Genomic DNA, 15188 nt, shown 5'->3' with positions numbered 1-15188 from the left:
TTCGGAGGGATTTGAAGTAACGACGCCCACTCATTCTTTGTACATACGTAAAAGAAAGTAGCTCATTTCCGAATCATTTTTTGTACACCCACTAATTTTATAGTCTATTTCACCGTTAGTGTTCTCCTCACTCGACACATTAGAGCATGTATCCATCCGGATGCCTTTGTCGGTCCCACCAAATTTATCATTTGAATTATCATAGGTGTAGTTAATGGTCTTGCCGTCAAACCTCAAATCCTTATATATCGGGTCACCTTCATCGGTATAACCCGTTATTCGGATCGTATCTGCTTTCTTGCTCCTAAGATTAGTTATAAAACGCTCAAATTTATCAAGGTTATAGATTTTGTTTAGATAAACAACATCGCCTTTATCAATTGCTTCCTGGAAAGAATATGATTGACTGTTATTAGAGCAGCCGAATACCCCTGCGAGCAAGGATAGTGAGACTAACAGAATAATGATTTTGTTCATCGCTCTCCCCCCTCACAACATACAAAATTATCCTTATTCTTCACGGACGTTCCTTAAACAAAAAGGTTTCAGCGATTAGGGGAACTTTCTATTGCGCGTGCAGACTTTTTATCAATCTTTTGTCAGAAGGGGTATAGCGTGGCCCTGTCAGTCTTAGAACCCTGGGATGCTCCGTCTGAGGAAGTGTTTGGAAATCCGGCCGCGGGGCAATAGAAAGACCGACTCCAGCAAGTTAAGATACATACATAAGAAACTTTAGTATGGAGGCGGCTTAAGTGCGGATATTGATTGTGGGCGCCGGGGTGATCGGCACACTGTACGGATGGGCGTTGAAGGAAGCAGGGCATGAGGTAATCCACTGGGTGCGGGAAGGCAAGAGCAGCAGATACAAGGACGGTGTGAGGCTGGATGTGCTTGACGAGCGGAAGCATTACCCCAAAAATAATATTACGTCTTACGTGATCAACTGTGTGGAGCAGGTAAATAAGGGAGAGCCATTCGACCTGATTATGGTGCCTACGAACTCTTACCAGACTGGGGAGGCGCATAGAAAAATATTGACCTTATCAACCAACGCGCCAGTACTCATCCTGTCTGCGAATTGGAGAGGGGAGCAGGAGATCCAGAAGTATCTGCCTAAAGACCGGTATATTCTCGGTTATCCGGATGGGGGCGGCACATTCAAGGGAGATCTGTTGTGGGTGAACTTGGGCGGGGAGATGCATGTGGGTGAAATGGATGCTGTCCGGTTGAAGGTCCTGAGCAAGCTCTTTGGAGATGCGGGAATCCGGTTGGACATCCAGCCCCGGATGCTGCATTGGCTGTGGCTGCATAACGCCATGAGCGTAGCGATCTGGGCAGGGTTTGCGAAATATAAGGATGTGAACTTATTCCTGAAGGACCGCAAGCTGTTGAAGCAAAGCTTTCTGGCCACCCAGGAGTGCCTGGATTTATGCCGCCTGCGGGGAGTTGATGTCAAAGAATTTCCCGAAACCAAGACGTTCACGTTCCCCTTCTGGCTGTTCGTAATCATGATTCGAATCCTATACAAGTATAACAAAAGCATGCAGCGCTTCACCGCCCATGCGGCCGAAAGCCTGGAGGAGCTGCGTGATAACTTCCGCGCCGTTATAGAAACGGCGGATCAACTAGGCGCGGCGGTTCCGAACCTGCGGTCGCTTACTCCTTATATCGAGGGAGGCTCCCATCGGTAAGAGAGCCTGTTTTTGTGATCCAGAATTGGCACAACTTTCGATTCCGTTCGCGCTCCCGTTTCCCGTTGGATATACGAGAATCCTTTCAGTACGCTGATAGGGTTCTTTTGGCTTGCCTATATAAAACGAACTTTAAAAATCAACCGATCTCAGCTTCGATCCCGAGTGATTCTGAAGAAGCATAGCGTCCGCCTTTGTCTCCGAAATGCCCCTATTTGGATATCTAGTTCAAGCATCTCGGAGGCAACAGCGGTCATAAGAACACTCGGCATCGCAGCGCCCCCTAAGGGTAACTTTCATAAGTTCATTTTATATAAGAGAACTTTTGCCGGAAATAATGCCCTAACCCTTGTGTTCGCAAAAAAAGTCTGGGACAATAATAGCAGGCTGCTTGCAGCCGCTTGTCACTACGCAGGAAACAACTTTTAACGTTTGCAGAAAGAGGATAACAATAATGAATAAAGTAACGATATATGGTTTGACGTTCGAACAGCTGACCGCTTGGCTGGAAGAGCGCGGACACCGTAAGTTCCGGGCTTCCCAGATCTGGGATTGGCTCTATGTGAAGCGGGTGACCGACTTCGCCGAGATGACCGATGTGAACCCGGATTGTATTAAGCTGCTGGCGGAGCACTTCGTGATTCAGACGCTGACGGAGCACGTGAAGCAGGAATCCAAGGATGGAACGGTCAAGTTTCTGTTCAGACTTGAGGACGGAAATCTGATTGAAACGGTATTGATGCGTCACAAATTTGGGCTGTCTGTCTGTGTGACAACCCAGGTGGGCTGCAATATTGGCTGCAGCTTTTGCGCGAGCGGCCTTCTGAAGAAGAGCCGGGACTTGTCCGGTGGTGAAATTGTGGAGCAGATCATGAAGGCTCAGCTGTATTTGGATGCGGCCGGCCAGGGTGATCGGGTGAGCCACATTGTGGTCATGGGCATTGGGGAGCCGTTCGATAACTTTACGAATATGGTGAACTTCATCCAGGTGGTTAAGGACCAGAAGGGGCTGGCGATTGCGGCCAGACACATCACGGTGTCTACCAGCGGCCTTGCGGACAAAATTAAAGAATTCGCGGATACCGACCTTCGCGTGAACTTGGCGATCTCACTCCATGCGCCGAATGATGAGATCCGCTCCCGGATCATGAAGATCAACCGGGCGATTCCGATCGCAAAGCTGATGGAAGCCATCGACTACTACCTGGAGCGGACGAACCGGAGAATTACACTTGAGTACATTATGCTGAAGGATGTTAACGACCAGCATGAGCATGCGCTTGAGCTTGCCGAACTGATCGGTGACCGCCGCAGTCTGGCGAACGTGAATCTGATCCCGTATAACCCGGTGGATGAGCACAGCCAGTACCAGCGGCCGGAACGGGAGACGATCCGGGCATTCTACGATTCACTGAAGAAGCAGAACGTAAGTGTGAGCGTCCGTCTGGAGCACGGAACGGATATTGATGCGGCCTGCGGGCAGCTGAGAAGCAAGCAGATCAAGAAAGATCAGGATCCGGTTGCTGCAAGGTAAAAAAGAGCTCGTGATAGGCACATCCTTACATAGGATGTGTCTTTTTTGCATATTGAATGTATTACCATAAATGTGTCAGACATAACCTCATTCATTAGATTAGGAATAGTGAACCCCTTTCTTAATGAGATATAATTACAGGAAAAAGCAGGAGCTCAAACTTCGGCAAAGCCGGAGAGATTTCATGGATAGTGAGGGTGAATTTAAACCGATGAGGATAGACCGATTATTGGCCATGACGGTGCTGCTGCTGAGCCGGGGGCGGGTCAGTGCGGCAGAGCTGGCGGAACGCTTTGAGGTATCGACCAAGACCATCTACCGGGACATGGACACCCTCAATCAGGCGAGTATTCCGATTGTGGCCCATCAAGGCTCCACCGGCGGATTTGAGATTATGCAGCAGTATACGATCCACCGCCAGTTTCTGACGTTGGATGAGATTACCTCGGTTGTAGCCGCTGTCAAAGGAATTGGCACCGTTCTGGACGATCGGGCAATGGGCAACCTGCTTGGCAAAGTACAATCGATGCTGTCCAAGCAGGACATCCGTGAAACCGAGGAGAAGGGGGCACGGTTTGTCTTTGATTTTAACCCTTGGGGCCAAGGGGCCGGAGCGAGAGCGAAATTCGATATGCTTAGACAGGCGGCCGAGGAATCGCGCCTGATTCAATTCCGCTACAGCAGCATCAATGGGACGGAGACTGAGCGGGTGGTTGAGCCCTTAACTCTGATTTTGAAAGGCCCTCTATGGTATTTGTATGGATACTGCAGGCTTCGGGAGGAATTTCGGGTATTCCGGCTGACCCGGATGCAGGATATCCGTGTTATGAGCGAGACGGTTCCCCGCCGCCCGGTACCGGAGCTGAAGGAGCAGTTCCGGTGGGAGCCGCAGTGGTCAGGGGGGAAGGCTCAGCATGTGGTGATCCATTTCTCGCCAAAGGTTCGCTATAGGGTTCTTGATGTATTTGATCCGGCCTCGGTAGAGATCCTGAAGGACGATTCCCTTAAAGTCAGCTGCCCTTATCTGATTGATAATTGGTTCTATGGACTGATGCTCAGCTTCGGAGCTGATGCCCGGATTGAGCAGCCTGCAGAGGCTGCCGCCGAAATCCGCAGAAGGGCAGAGAAAATTGCCGCTCTCTACACGGAATCCGGACATACAGATGTCCTAGTTCACCCTGTACAATGAGACCATATTACGGAAAAGGGGAACATATCATGAACAACAACGCATACATTCAACAACCTGGATTTAAGCTGAGCGGCGTCAGCGTACGGACAACCAATGAACGGGAGATGGGACCCGATGGATATCTTCCAAAGCTGTGGGAAACCTACTTCAGCAGTCCGCTGCCGGGAGAAGCCGCTGCGAGAGGTGACCATAAGCTTTATGCGCTCTATACCGATTATGAGAGCGATGCCTCCGGAGCATACACGGTTCTGATCGGGCATGAAGCATTGGAAGCAGGGGATTCCGTTGGAGAGGCAACGGGCCTGGAGCAGGCCAGTGTTCCAGCAGCCAAGTACAAGGTATTTACCACAGCGAAAGGACCTGTCTACCAAGTGGTTGCCCAAGCCTGGGGGGAGATATGGGCTTACTTCGGGCAATCTGAAGAGCAGCGGACCTACACGGGGGACTTTGAGCTTTATGATTCCCGGAACTTCAATCCAGAGGAGACGGTGGTTCAAATATATATTGCTATTAAATAGAGCGTATTATGCTGAGAACAATCTGATATCAAAGCCTGCTGCATGTGTGCAGCGGGCTTGTTTGCTGTTTATAAAGCGACAACGGAAATAGCTATTAACAATCCATGCTGCTAAAATTCTGCTTGCCGACTGGGCAACTGGAGAGTGATATGGCCGTATAGCTGTATTCCTGGCAAGCGAGGATTCGGATTACATTACGGGACAGACTATTATAGTTGACGGTGAAGCAGGAAAACTAAGATAATTTAGGTATGCCTATAATATACCCGTATCATGAAGGAGAACGTTTTGGAAAAGACCGATATTTTTAAACTGATACATGCAGCAGAGCTGTTCACGAACGAGGCAATTATAAGGTGGATGAAGTCCTTCCCTCATAATATCGGGATTTCACCGATTATTGTATTGAGCGAGCTCAAACATAAAGGGCCGCAGAAGCAAACGGTTCTGGCGAAAAAGCTGGGGTATACCCCAGGAGCTATGACCAATATTGCAAATCGCCTGATCAAGCTGGGGCTTGCCGAACGTAAGTACAACGAGAATGACCGCCGTAATGTATTGCTGGCTGTTACCGATCAGGGTCTTACTATCCTTAGGGAGGCTCAGCTGAAGGGACAGGAGCTGAGGGCCAAGATGTTCCAGGTATTGAGCGAGGAGGAAATCCAGCAGTACCTGGCTATTCAAGAGAAGTTAATCAAGAATTTCGAGAATCTGGATTAATAGGCCACTAGGGCGGCATATTAGCCACTTGGTGATTGCTGATTTTAATACCGAAGGGGCTAAAGCGGCCTTCAACACATTTATGCCACAGGTTAGCGCCGAGAGCTAAGTCAGATCAACCCTGTCACATCCCGGGGATGGTTCTTTTTCCAAATATAATAACAAACCCTCTGTTCAGTCCGATAAACAGAGGGTTTTTGACGTTATAGTGCTTGTTGTTTGTAGGCAGCAGCTGGGTAATCGGTTTTTAAGTGGTCTTTGCGTTCCAGTGAACGGCTCACCCCAGTCAAAAGGACGGCCGCCAGTACCATCAACGCCCCAAACCAAGTGGTATGAATTAGTCCGAGCTTGTCAGTAACGAGACCGCCCAGATAAGCCCCCAAGGCAATCCCGGCGTTGAAAGCGGCAATATTCATGGCGGAAGCAACATCCACCGCCTTCGGTACGAACCGCTCAGCCAGCGTAAGCACATAAATTTGCAGGCCGGGCACATTCATGAAGGCGAACAGCCCCATCAAGATGATAGTGATCAGTCCTGCTGTTTTAAATGGCGCGGTGAACATCAGGATGAACAGAATCAGGGCCTGGGCGATGAACATATAGAACAGGGCGGTTATTGGATTACGGTTGGCGGCTTTCCCGCCAATGATATTACCGGCCGCTATCGCAATTCCATAGACGAGCAGCAGGAGGGCTACGGTCTCCTCCCCGAATCCGGTAATTTCATGAAGCAGCGGAGACAGGTAGGTAAATACGACAAACGTTCCGCCGTAGCCAAGCGCAGTAATGGCAAAGGCCAGCAGCAGCCTGCCGTTGGTCACCAGCTTGACTTGCTCGCGGGCCGGGGTGCGGACACCTTTGCGAAGCCCGGCTGGTACAAGAAGGACGTTGGCAAGGAAAGCGAGAACCCCAACCACGGCAATGGCCAGGAAGGCGGCGCGCCAGCCAAGCTGCTGTCCAACCCATGTCCCCAGCGGCACACCGGTCACAGTGGCAATCGTCAGGCCGGAGAACATCATGGAGATGGCGCTTGCCCTCCGGTTCTCGGGGACAAGATCGGCGGCCAGTGTGGAGCCAATGGACATGAAGACTCCGTGGGCCAGCGCCGAGACAATCCGCGCAACCAGCAGTACTGTGATAGTTCCGGACCAAGCAGCCAGGCTGTTGCCTGCAATAAACACAATCATGATCCACATGAGCAGGGTTTTGCGCGGCACGCCCGAGGTGAGGGAGGTTAGTACAGGCGCACCGAACGTGACTCCCAAGGCATACAAGGTAACTGTAAGTCCTGCCAGAGTTACAGATATATGAAGATCATTCGCGATCAAAGGGAGCAGTCCGACACTGATGAACTCGGTTGTCCCAATGGCAAAAGCGCTGATTGCCAATGCCAGCAGGGCTAAGGTGCTTCTTTTTTTATCTAAAGACATTTCGTCCACTCCTAACGTATAGTAATTGCCATCAGGCAAATGTTATTATGGGTGAACTGGATCGAATTGAATAGTACGCACTTTTTAGTGCTATAGTTACTAGAAAGTAACCATAAGGAGGAGCCTATGGAAACGAGCAAAAAATATAATATATCGGTTGAAGCGACTCTAGAGGTGATCGGAGGCAAGTGGAAGTGTGTGATTCTATGCCATCTCACTCATGGCAAGAAGCGGACCAGCGAGCTTAAGCACCTTATGCCGGGCATCACGCAGAAGATGCTGACCCAGCAGCTTAGGGAGCTTGAACGTGACGGGATTGTCAACCGGATTAGTTATAACGAGGTTCCACCCAGAGTCGAGTATGAGCTAAGCGAATACGGATGGAGTCTCAAGGGGATTCTCGATTCCTTGTGCGCCTGGGGAGAGAGGCACATTATCAAGGAATACGGGGACAAGTCCGCAGTGCTGGCTGACAGTATCCTGAACCGATAATTTAAAGCCTAAACAGCAGAATCAGCCCCTGTCCACTTTAGGACAGGGGCTGATTCTGCTCCGGGCTATAAGAGCAGTCTACTTATTCTTGGCATACAGCCAGTTATAATAACCGGCATGTTTGATTTCATCCGTCATAATCTCAAAGATCCAATCGCGGTATTCAGGCTGAATATGGAGGTAGATGGTACGGTATTTCTCGAACGCGCGGAGTTCCCCCAGCAGCGCCTTTTCGAGACCTTCCAAATACGTCTCCGGCAGCTGCTCCAGCGGCTCCTCCTTGGGTGTGGGGGCGGTTCCGGTAAGACGGGTATACAGCTCCCTGAACATCCGGTTGTGCTTGCGCTCATCATCGCGGATACCTTTGATGACCTCCTTCTGCTGCTCATCTGGAGCCATCTTGATGAGGAAGTCATAGAACAACTCATCATTGCGCTCACCTTGAATGGACTGAAGAATCAGATTCAGCACTATGTCTTCGTTTCTATACCACGGTGTGAAGGATGGAGCGGCAAATGCCGTATAGGGTGTACAGCCAGGCCTCAAAGCTCCATAGGGAAGGTAATACATGAGTCTACCACCTTTCTGGAATGGGCTCCTTAGTAATGGACCCCTTATCATGGGATAGGATATTCGCCTAAGGGGCAGATGGTGCATTGGGAGAGAAACCCGAGCTCTGGGCTGATCGCAGAAACAAGAAAAACGTCAAAAATAACCCCTCCACCGGAAGTCTCCGCTGATGAGGGGTCATTTGCGCGGCATGTTGGGCCCAAATGCCGGGACGGCTAGTGATTAATACCGCATTTGTTCATAATGAACGAAATCTGATTCTCAAGCCGGTTGATCGTCTCTTCTTGTTCCTTGGTGCCCGCTCCTTGTGCACGCAGGGAGGCAAGCTCCTGCTTCAGCTGGTGGAGGTCATCCCCAGCACTTGCACAGTTATAATCGCTCTCTAGATTCTGGTTCATAAGAAATCCTCCATTTTCAAGCCTGTGTACCTTCCTATTATGGAGAATTTAGCTGGACTTATTCGTGGCAGGTTAGAAGCAGGCAAACGAGGTGATGGCCCTGAGATCCACGCCGAAAAACCTCCAGCCTATCCCAAAGAAGAAGCGAAAGCCGGATACCGAGGTGCGTCCGACAAAGATCGGATAGAACCAGTATTGATCCCCGTTACGCTGCCAGATATACGTGTTGCGGAAGAGGCAGCCGGCGATGGCAAACGGGTCTACCGCGTAGGTCGAAATTTGAGGTGTGAAAGAAGGCGGGGGAGAAGAAGGTGGCTGCACGCCTCCTGGCCCTAGCGCGCCTGGTGGCGGGGGAACTTGCGAGCCTGGAGGCTGGAGCAGACCCTGTCCCGGATTGAACGGGCCAAATGGACCTCCTTGTGAGGGCGTAAAGGGATTTGACGGTGCAAGCGGATTGCTGCTTCCAAAGGGACCTTGTGGATTAAAAGGGCTTTGGGACGGATTAATAGCCATGCGAACTTCACTCCTTCGATTTTAACTGGGCTAATGCAATGTATGTAGGTAGATGCCCGTTTGGCTGGGCGGATGCACATAAAACTTTCATAAGTGGCAATATATTTGCGAAGAGATTAGCCGGGAGAGTAAAGTCTTCTTGGCATCTCCGTATGCTCCCTAAGTGTTGCCCGCCGGTTGATTCAGAAGGTACACTGGAACAAGCCGGATTCCACGTGGATTCCGCAGAATTGGGCCTGCATGGTTGTACCAGGCTGCAGTAATTTAACTTATGGGAGATAAGCAGGTGAAGCCATGGAAGAGATTCGTATCTTGATCGCGGACGATGAGCTAGAAATCCGTAATCTATTGAGAACGTACCTGGAGCGGGAGCAGTACCGGGTCGACACGGCGGCTGGCGGTTCTGAAGCGCTTGAATTATTCGCTATACATACCTATCAGCTAATCGTGCTTGATCTTATGATGCCAGGGGTGGACGGGATCGAGGTCTGCCGGAGGGTCAGAGAGCAATCCAACGTCCCTATTGTCATGCTGACCGCGAAGGATCTTGAACTGGATAAAGTGCTGGGGCTTAGCCTGGGGGCGGATGATTATATTACCAAGCCCTTCAGCACCCAAGAGGTGGTGGCGAGAATCAAGGCCCAGCTCAGGCGTTATGTGGTATTGGGCGGCAGCTCGGGTACGGACGGTTCTCAGCAGCCGGAGAGAAGCAGGCTTTCTTTTGCCAACATCGTTATTGATTTGAAAAAATACACCGTGACCAAAGCGGGAGAGCCCATCTCTCTGACCGCCAAGGAATTCGAGCTGCTTAAGTTCTTCGCCACACACCCTGAACAGGTGTTCACGAAGACCCAGCTCTTCCGTCAGGTCTGGAGTCATGACTACATCGAGGACGATAACACCGTCATGGTTCACATCCGGCGGCTTCGTATGAAAATTGAGGAAGACCCATCCAATCCGAAGTACATCCAGACCGTATGGGGGATCGGTTACAGATTTATGGGGGACGAAGCATGAAGAAGGACTTGATGGTATATCTTCTCCTGCTTCAAGGCGGAGGACTTCTAGCGATCCTGCTGTTCTTTTTTCTTGATCCCTCGATAATGAGCCCGTTTGCCGTCGGAGTGTTATCCGCTGTGCTGCTGGGAATTACCCTTATCCTGCTCGTCAACCGGTGCCGTTTAAGCACCCGGTTGGAGAGGATGCAGGCGGACCTGCGGCGGGCAGCTCAGGGAAGCCTGAATGCCCGGCTGCTCACGAATGGGGAGCCGCTGCTGGATGAACTGGTCTTCGCGATTAATGGGTTGATCACCCAGCTAGCTGATCAGCAGATATACACAGTCCGATCAGAGGCCCAGCGCAAGCGCCTGCTTACGAATATTTCCCATGATATCCGCACTCCGTTAACTTCAATTATCGGATACATCGATGCCCTGAAGGATCAGATTCCGGCATCAGAGGAGGAGCGGCAGGAATATGTTCAGGTGATTTCACGGAAGGCGGGAGCCTTGAAGGAGCTCATTGATGAGATATTTCATATGGCCAAGCTGGATGCGGATGAAGTTCCACTTAAGCCTGAGCTGATTGATCTTGCTGAGCTGGCCCGTGAGGCCGTCATTGAATTCTTGCCGGAGCTCAGGCAGCTGCATGTGGAACTGGAGGCCAGTATCCCAGAGGAGGCCTGCGTCATCTATGCCGACACTCTGAGCATGCAGCGTGTGATCCGGAATCTGATCAAGAATGCCCTGCAGTATGGTATGAGCGGAGGGGTTCTAGGCGTGACGCTGACGGCAGCGCCGCAAGAGATCAGGCTATGCATATGGGATCGGGGACCAGGGATTTCCCCGGAGGATCTGCCTCATTTGTTCGAGCGGCTGTACCGGGTGGACCGCTCAAGAACCCGGGTCTCGGGCGGCAGCGGGCTGGGGCTGTCGATTGCCAAGGCGCTGGTAGAGAAGAACGGCGGGCAGATTGCCCTTGAGAGTGAGCCGGGGCGGATGACGGCGGTACATCTTTCTTTTCCGGTGGGGCTCAGGTCAGGCAGTTAAGAGTTATTTAAGAATTCGTTAAGAGGTATTTAAATAGAGCCGCTTATACTGAGAACACAAACCTAAAGATGATAGAGATATGGTTTGGGAAGCAGGAGGCAGCAGAGAAATATGAATGCGGTTATCAAAACAACAAATCTGACTAAAGCTTACGGGAAACACAAAGCGGTAGATCGTCTACAATTGAACGTATTGGAGGGCCAAATTTATGGCTTCCTCGGGCAGAACGGTGCCGGGAAGACAACAACGATCCGCATGCTTCTGGGTCTGATCCAGCCCACGGAAGGCCAGATTGAGATTTTCGGGGAACTGCTGCGCAAGCGGCAGATGGACATTCTCCGCAGGGTCGGATCGATTGTGGAGTTCTCGGGGTTCTATGGCAATTTGACCGCCAAGGAGAACCTGATGATCAATGCAAAGTTGATGGGTGTACATACAAGGAACGCGGTCATGGAGGCGCTCGAAATAGCTGGACTCGAGCAGGAGTCTGGGAAACTGGTCGGCAAATATTCGCTCGGGATGAAGCAGCGTCTGGGCATTGCCAGAGCGATTCTTCACCATCCCGAGCTGCTTATTCTGGATGAGCCTACGAACGGGCTTGATCCCGTGGGAATTGCAGAGATCCGCAGACTTATACAGACGCTGGCGGTGGAACGGAAGGTCACGATCCTGATTTCGAGTCACATTCTTCATGAAATCGAGCTGTTGGCTGAACGGATCGGTATTATTCACGAGGGCAAGCTGCTTGAAGAGATAGACATGGATATTTTGAAGTCACGGAACCGCAAATACGTGGAGTTCCAGGTATCGAATCCAAATTCCGCCGCCATGCTGATAGAGCAGCATTATGGAATCAACGGTTACGAGGTGCTGAATGAGGGAGTTATCCGTCTCTATACCCACCTGGGGCAACAGGGTAAGCTGAATCGGCTGTTTGTGGAGCACGGAATCGAGGTTTCCCGGATTGCCGAGAGCGAGACCCGGCTGGAGGATTATTTTGTCCGGCTTACGGGAGGTGTGCCGCATGTATAATTTGATCTGGACGGAGCTGCTGAAGCTGAAGCGCGCGAAGATGTTTCTGGTCAGCCTAGTCGGGGCGTCAGCCGCTCCCATCATGATGTTTATTGGATTTCGCGGGGTGCTTAATGAAAGAGTGACATTTGAGGTATCGTTCTATAACACAAATCTCTATGTTATCGTCCTGATCGGGGTGCTGCTGTATGGCATCATCACCTCTTTTCTGTTTCACAGGGAATACACGGAGGATACGCTGAAGAGTCTCTTGACCATCCCCGTGTCCAGGGTCAGTCTGATTCTCAGCAAGATGGTGATGCTCTTCATCTGGATTCTCGTGCTTACGTTGACCGCATGGGGACTGACCTTGATTCTCGGATTAATCGGAGGATTTGAGGATCTGAGCGCGGAGCTGCTGCTGCGGACGCTGATTCAATATATCGTAGGCGGCACGCTGCTGTTCTTGTTATCGACACCAACGATTTTTATTACGCTCATATATAAAAACTATATGCCTACGATGATCTTCTCCGCGATTATTACAATGGGCAATGTGGCTTTGGCCAACTCAAAGCACCGGGTGTTGTTCCCCTGGTCGGCCGCTCATTCGATCGCTAATCAGGAATTTGTCCCAGATTATCCGCCTCTCTATTCGTATGTGTCTGTATTGGCTACTGCGGTGCTGGGTCTGGCAGCAGTCCTGATTTATTTTAAAAGAACGGATATTGATTCATAGTTCCTCCGTTAAAGGCTGCTCTTTGAATACGGAAATGGAATTGGAGTGTGAAATTTGTTGAATTTATGGGAAGCATTTGTGGCCCTGATTCTGGGGCTTGTTGAAGGATTGACTGAATTTGCACCGGTATCGTCCACCGGACACATGATTATTGTGGATGATTTCCTGTTTCAGACGAAAAACATGTTCTCACCTGAGGTTGCTGTCACCTTTAAGATCGTGATTCAGCTTGGCTCGATTCTGGCGGTTGTCATATTAATGTGGGATCGTTTCATGAATCTGCTTGGTCTGAAGAAGATTCCCGGCCAGACTCAAGGCGGGCCGCGTCTGAATCTTGGCCAGGTCATTGTGGCCATGATTCCTGCAGGCGTGCTCTACCTGCTGTTTGACGATCTGGTAGACAAATATTTGTTCTCTACGCAGACGGTTGTTATCGGTCTGGTACTTGGGGCGCTTCTGATGATAGCGGCCGACCGTTTCGGTCCGAAGAATCCCAAGGTGGTGTCCGTAGATCAAATTACGTACAAGCAGGCATTTTTTGTAGGTCTGTTTCAATGCCTGTCCATGTGGCCGGGATTCTCGCGTTCAGGCTCGACCATATCAGGAGGGGTCCTGGTGGGTATGAAGCACCGGGCCGCAGCCGACTTTACCTTCATCATGGCAGTTCCGATTATGGCCGCGGTAAGCTTCTTCTCCCTGCTGAAGAATTGGGAGGCCATTACACCCGCGGTAATTCCTTTCCTCATCGTAGGCTTTGTCAGCGCCTTTGTGTTTGCATGGATCTCAATCCGGTTCTTCCTGAAGCTGATCAACCGGATCAAGCTGGTTCCATTTGCGATTTATCGAATTGTGCTTGCCGCCGTCATCTATTTTATATTTTTGTAGCAAACGGATGATTCTCAAATTACTCTGTCTGTATATGTTTGGCGATAATACCCTGCGGGAGTTCTCTCCTGCCGGGTGTTTGCGCTGTAACCGCCTGAGCAGCCGCCAGTCTTGCCTTGGGGCAGCCTATCTGCTTGCCTATGGTCTGGAAGAATCCTGCTATAGTGATATAATCAGGGAAAAGCTTGCTGGAGGACGGAAACGATGCCGGATAACACCCTCTTGGACTTTGAACCTTATACGGCCGGTCTAAGGCTGTATTGTCTTTCGCTTGCCCGTAATGAGTGGGATGCTGAGGATCTGATGCAGGAAGTGCTTGCCAGAGTATACCTGGCGATTAGACAATCCCCCGCAAGGCAGTTGAGCCAGGCCTATTTATACCGGACCGCGCGAAACGTCTGGATCGATCAGTACCGCAAAATGTCCCGGAGACCGGTTATAGCCTCGCAGGCTATAGAAGACAGTCACCTTTCTTCAGGTGAAGACCAGGGAGAACTTCGTCTCAGAGAGCATTTTGAACAGCTGGCCCACCTCCTGAATCCCAGGCAGTTGGTCCTGATCCTGATGCTGGACGTATTTATGTTTACCGCGCAGGAGACCGCGGTCCACCTGCACTCTACAACCGGTGCTGTAAAGGAGGGAGTAAAGCGGGCACGTCAGCGCCTGCGGAGCCTGGCTGCCGCATCAAGAGACGGGCTGCCTCCGGAACAGGGATCTTACGACTCGGGGAAGCTGAGTCCGCAGGTGTTCGAGCAGTTTCTGGAGGGGTTTCGCACAGGCAACCCAAGGCTGATCTGCCGGGCGTACTTGACCCTCGTCCGTCATGGCGTACGGGTGGAGAAGGCGGGGCGTAGTGAGGAGCTGCACTTCAACTTTCGGGACCCGAATGGCCATCTGATTGGTTTTTTTCAAAAAATGGGCTAGCCCCCCGTTTCCTTTTGCCGCGTTATGACGTTTATAAAAGATATCCAATAATGAGGAGTGGGAATGAAGATGGCTGTCAAAAATTTTGCTGTAATCCAGCTGCCGGTCAAAGACCTGGAGGCTTCCGTGAAATGGTACCAGGATATCCTGGGCATTCCATTCACTTTCGAATTCACGCCGGGGGATGATGAAGCCTGGCTGAATGTGGGGGGAGTCGGACTCGGATTAATCCGCAGTCCGCAGGTGCCGTGCTTTGATTTCCAGAACATGAAGGGGCAGAACCAGACCCTGCTGTCCTTGCAGGTTGATAATATCCATGAAATACATAAGGAAATTCGGAGCAAGGGTGTAGAGGTCAGCGAAATTACTTATAAGAAAGGCGGCGGTTACAGCTTCACTTTCCGTGATCCGGACGGGCACCTGTCCAATCTGTGGGGAGGATGGCCTTCTGAAGAGGACGAGAAAGCCCACACATAATGTCCTTAGACAGTTTTGTGGCCGATGGGCAGCAGTTAACGAAGCT

Annotated in this window: 18 protein-coding genes and 1 pseudogene; 14 read left to right on the top strand and 5 right to left on the bottom strand. The window is 50.9% G+C overall.

What is annotated here, in order from left to right; all coding sequences use genetic code 11:
- Positions 1 to 30: 30 nt before the first annotated feature.
- A complete protein-coding gene (locus KJS63_RS11810) occupies positions 31 to 477 on the bottom strand; it encodes a DUF4362 domain-containing protein (RefSeq protein ID WP_213619312.1) in 447 nt (148 codons plus the stop codon).
- A 275-nt stretch (positions 478 to 752) separates the two neighbouring features.
- Between KJS63_RS11810 and KJS63_RS11805 the strand changes: the two genes are divergently transcribed.
- From KJS63_RS11805 to KJS63_RS11785, 6 genes and pseudogenes are all read left to right on the top strand, one after another.
- Positions 753 to 1691, top strand: a complete 939-nt coding sequence (locus tag KJS63_RS11805) for a ketopantoate reductase family protein (protein ID WP_213619311.1) — start codon at positions 753 to 755, stop codon at positions 1689 to 1691.
- Between the two features lie 454 nt (positions 1692 to 2145).
- A complete protein-coding gene (rlmN, locus tag KJS63_RS11800) occupies positions 2146 to 3225 on the top strand; it encodes a dual-specificity RNA methyltransferase RlmN (RefSeq protein WP_213619310.1) in 1080 nt (359 codons plus the stop codon).
- Positions 3226 to 3409: 184 nt separating this feature from the next.
- On the top strand, positions 3410 to 4414 hold the full coding sequence (locus KJS63_RS11795) for a helix-turn-helix transcriptional regulator (protein ID WP_244862578.1): 1005 nt from the start codon (positions 3410 to 3412) through the stop codon (positions 4412 to 4414).
- A gap of 29 nt (positions 4415 to 4443) precedes the next feature.
- Positions 4444 to 4935 (top strand): GyrI-like domain-containing protein, encoded by a 492-nt coding sequence (locus KJS63_RS11790; RefSeq protein ID WP_213619309.1) that lies wholly within the window; start codon positions 4444 to 4446, stop codon positions 4933 to 4935.
- Positions 4936 to 5086: 151 nt separating this feature from the next.
- Positions 5087 to 5179: pseudogene (locus KJS63_RS26205) on the top strand (oxidoreductase); the annotation flags it as partial.
- Positions 5180 to 5223: 44 nt separating this feature from the next.
- Positions 5224 to 5655 (top strand): MarR family winged helix-turn-helix transcriptional regulator, encoded by a 432-nt coding sequence (locus KJS63_RS11785; RefSeq protein ID WP_068621145.1) that lies wholly within the window; start codon positions 5224 to 5226, stop codon positions 5653 to 5655.
- A gap of 203 nt (positions 5656 to 5858) precedes the next feature.
- Here KJS63_RS11785 and KJS63_RS11780 read toward each other — a convergent pair whose 3' ends face one another.
- On the bottom strand, positions 5859 to 7085 hold the full coding sequence (locus tag KJS63_RS11780) for an MFS transporter (RefSeq protein WP_213619308.1): 1227 nt from the start codon (positions 7083 to 7085) through the stop codon (positions 5859 to 5861).
- A 126-nt stretch (positions 7086 to 7211) separates the two neighbouring features.
- Between KJS63_RS11780 and KJS63_RS11775 the strand changes: the two genes are divergently transcribed.
- Positions 7212 to 7577, top strand: coding sequence for a winged helix-turn-helix transcriptional regulator (locus KJS63_RS11775; RefSeq protein WP_068621140.1), 366 nt, complete (start codon positions 7212 to 7214; stop codon positions 7575 to 7577).
- 78 nt (positions 7578 to 7655) lie between these two features.
- On the opposite strand, the gene KJS63_RS11770 is transcribed toward KJS63_RS11775, so the two are convergent.
- From KJS63_RS11770 to KJS63_RS11760, 3 genes are all read right to left on the bottom strand, one after another.
- Positions 7656 to 8147, bottom strand: a complete 492-nt coding sequence (locus KJS63_RS11770) for a ferritin-like domain-containing protein (protein ID WP_213619307.1) — start codon at positions 8145 to 8147, stop codon at positions 7656 to 7658.
- 215 nt (positions 8148 to 8362) lie between these two features.
- Positions 8363 to 8545 (bottom strand): DUF2524 domain-containing protein, encoded by a 183-nt coding sequence (locus tag KJS63_RS11765; RefSeq protein WP_068621136.1) that lies wholly within the window; start codon positions 8543 to 8545, stop codon positions 8363 to 8365.
- Positions 8546 to 8617: 72 nt separating this feature from the next.
- Positions 8618 to 9058, bottom strand: a complete 441-nt coding sequence (locus KJS63_RS11760; RefSeq protein ID WP_213619306.1) for a hypothetical protein — start codon at positions 9056 to 9058, stop codon at positions 8618 to 8620.
- A 294-nt stretch (positions 9059 to 9352) separates the two neighbouring features.
- Between KJS63_RS11760 and KJS63_RS11755 the strand changes: the two genes are divergently transcribed.
- From KJS63_RS11755 to KJS63_RS11725, 7 genes are all read left to right on the top strand, one after another.
- Positions 9353 to 10075 carry a response regulator transcription factor gene (locus KJS63_RS11755; protein WP_213619305.1) on the top strand — a complete coding sequence of 241 codons (723 nt, stop codon included), beginning with the start codon at positions 9353 to 9355 and terminating at the stop codon, positions 10073 to 10075.
- On the top strand, positions 10072 to 11106 hold the full coding sequence (locus KJS63_RS11750; protein ID WP_213619304.1) for a sensor histidine kinase: 1035 nt from the start codon (positions 10072 to 10074) through the stop codon (positions 11104 to 11106). The genes KJS63_RS11755 and KJS63_RS11750 overlap by 4 nt, the downstream gene beginning before the upstream one ends.
- A gap of 111 nt (positions 11107 to 11217) precedes the next feature.
- Entirely contained in the window at positions 11218 to 12138 is a 921-nt protein-coding gene (locus tag KJS63_RS11745) for an ABC transporter ATP-binding protein (protein ID WP_213619303.1), read from the top strand.
- Positions 12131 to 12856 (top strand): ABC transporter permease, encoded by a 726-nt coding sequence (locus KJS63_RS11740; RefSeq protein WP_213619302.1) that lies wholly within the window; start codon positions 12131 to 12133, stop codon positions 12854 to 12856. The genes KJS63_RS11745 and KJS63_RS11740 overlap by 8 nt, the downstream gene beginning before the upstream one ends.
- Positions 12857 to 12913: 57 nt before the next feature.
- Positions 12914 to 13741, top strand: a complete 828-nt coding sequence (locus tag KJS63_RS11735; RefSeq protein WP_213619582.1) for an undecaprenyl-diphosphate phosphatase — start codon at positions 12914 to 12916, stop codon at positions 13739 to 13741.
- A 204-nt stretch (positions 13742 to 13945) separates the two neighbouring features.
- Complete coding sequence (locus KJS63_RS11730; RefSeq protein ID WP_213619301.1) at positions 13946 to 14665, top strand: RNA polymerase sigma factor; 720 nt, start codon at positions 13946 to 13948, stop codon at positions 14663 to 14665.
- Positions 14666 to 14734: 69 nt separating this feature from the next.
- On the top strand, positions 14735 to 15142 hold the full coding sequence (locus KJS63_RS11725) for a VOC family protein (RefSeq protein ID WP_235847692.1): 408 nt from the start codon (positions 14735 to 14737) through the stop codon (positions 15140 to 15142).
- Positions 15143 to 15188: the final 46 nt, after the last annotated feature.

Origin of the sequence: Paenibacillus sp. J22TS3, assembly GCF_018403205.1 — a bacterium.
Taxonomy (GTDB): Bacteria; Bacillota; Bacilli; order Paenibacillales; family Paenibacillaceae; genus Fontibacillus; species Fontibacillus tuaregi.
Note: the sequence above shows the minus strand (reverse complement) of the source record. Positions and strands in the feature narration are given on the sequence as shown.

Bases quoted from the DNA above. Each gene is read 5' to 3' on its own strand.
- KJS63_RS11730 (WP_213619301.1), top strand. From the start codon at position 13,946: ATGCCGGATAACACCCTCTTGGACTTTGAACCTTATACGGCCGGTCTA.
- rlmN (WP_213619310.1), top strand. From the start codon at position 2,146: ATGAATAAAGTAACGATATATGGTTTGACGTTCGAACAGCTGACCGCT.
- KJS63_RS11780 (WP_213619308.1), bottom strand. From the start codon at position 7,085: ATGTCTTTAGATAAAAAAAGAAGCACCTTAGCCCTGCTGGCATTGGCA.
- KJS63_RS11740 (WP_213619302.1), top strand. From the start codon at position 12,131: ATGTATAATTTGATCTGGACGGAGCTGCTGAAGCTGAAGCGCGCGAAG.
- KJS63_RS11760 (WP_213619306.1), bottom strand. From the start codon at position 9,058: ATGGCTATTAATCCGTCCCAAAGCCCTTTTAATCCACAAGGTCCCTTT.
- KJS63_RS11790 (WP_213619309.1), top strand. From the start codon at position 4,444: ATGAACAACAACGCATACATTCAACAACCTGGATTTAAGCTGAGCGGC.
- KJS63_RS11795 (WP_244862578.1), top strand. From the start codon at position 3,410: ATGGATAGTGAGGGTGAATTTAAACCGATGAGGATAGACCGATTATTG.
- KJS63_RS11770 (WP_213619307.1), bottom strand. From the start codon at position 8,147: ATGTATTACCTTCCCTATGGAGCTTTGAGGCCTGGCTGTACACCCTAT.
- KJS63_RS11745 (WP_213619303.1), top strand. From the start codon at position 11,218: ATGAATGCGGTTATCAAAACAACAAATCTGACTAAAGCTTACGGGAAA.
- KJS63_RS11810 (WP_213619312.1), bottom strand. From the start codon at position 477: ATGAACAAAATCATTATTCTGTTAGTCTCACTATCCTTGCTCGCAGGG.
- KJS63_RS11775 (WP_068621140.1), top strand. From the start codon at position 7,212: ATGGAAACGAGCAAAAAATATAATATATCGGTTGAAGCGACTCTAGAG.
- KJS63_RS11725 (WP_235847692.1), top strand. From the start codon at position 14,735: ATGGCTGTCAAAAATTTTGCTGTAATCCAGCTGCCGGTCAAAGACCTG.
- KJS63_RS11750 (WP_213619304.1), top strand. From the start codon at position 10,072: ATGAAGAAGGACTTGATGGTATATCTTCTCCTGCTTCAAGGCGGAGGA.
- KJS63_RS11755 (WP_213619305.1), top strand. From the start codon at position 9,353: ATGGAAGAGATTCGTATCTTGATCGCGGACGATGAGCTAGAAATCCGT.
- KJS63_RS11765 (WP_068621136.1), bottom strand. From the start codon at position 8,545: ATGAACCAGAATCTAGAGAGCGATTATAACTGTGCAAGTGCTGGGGAT.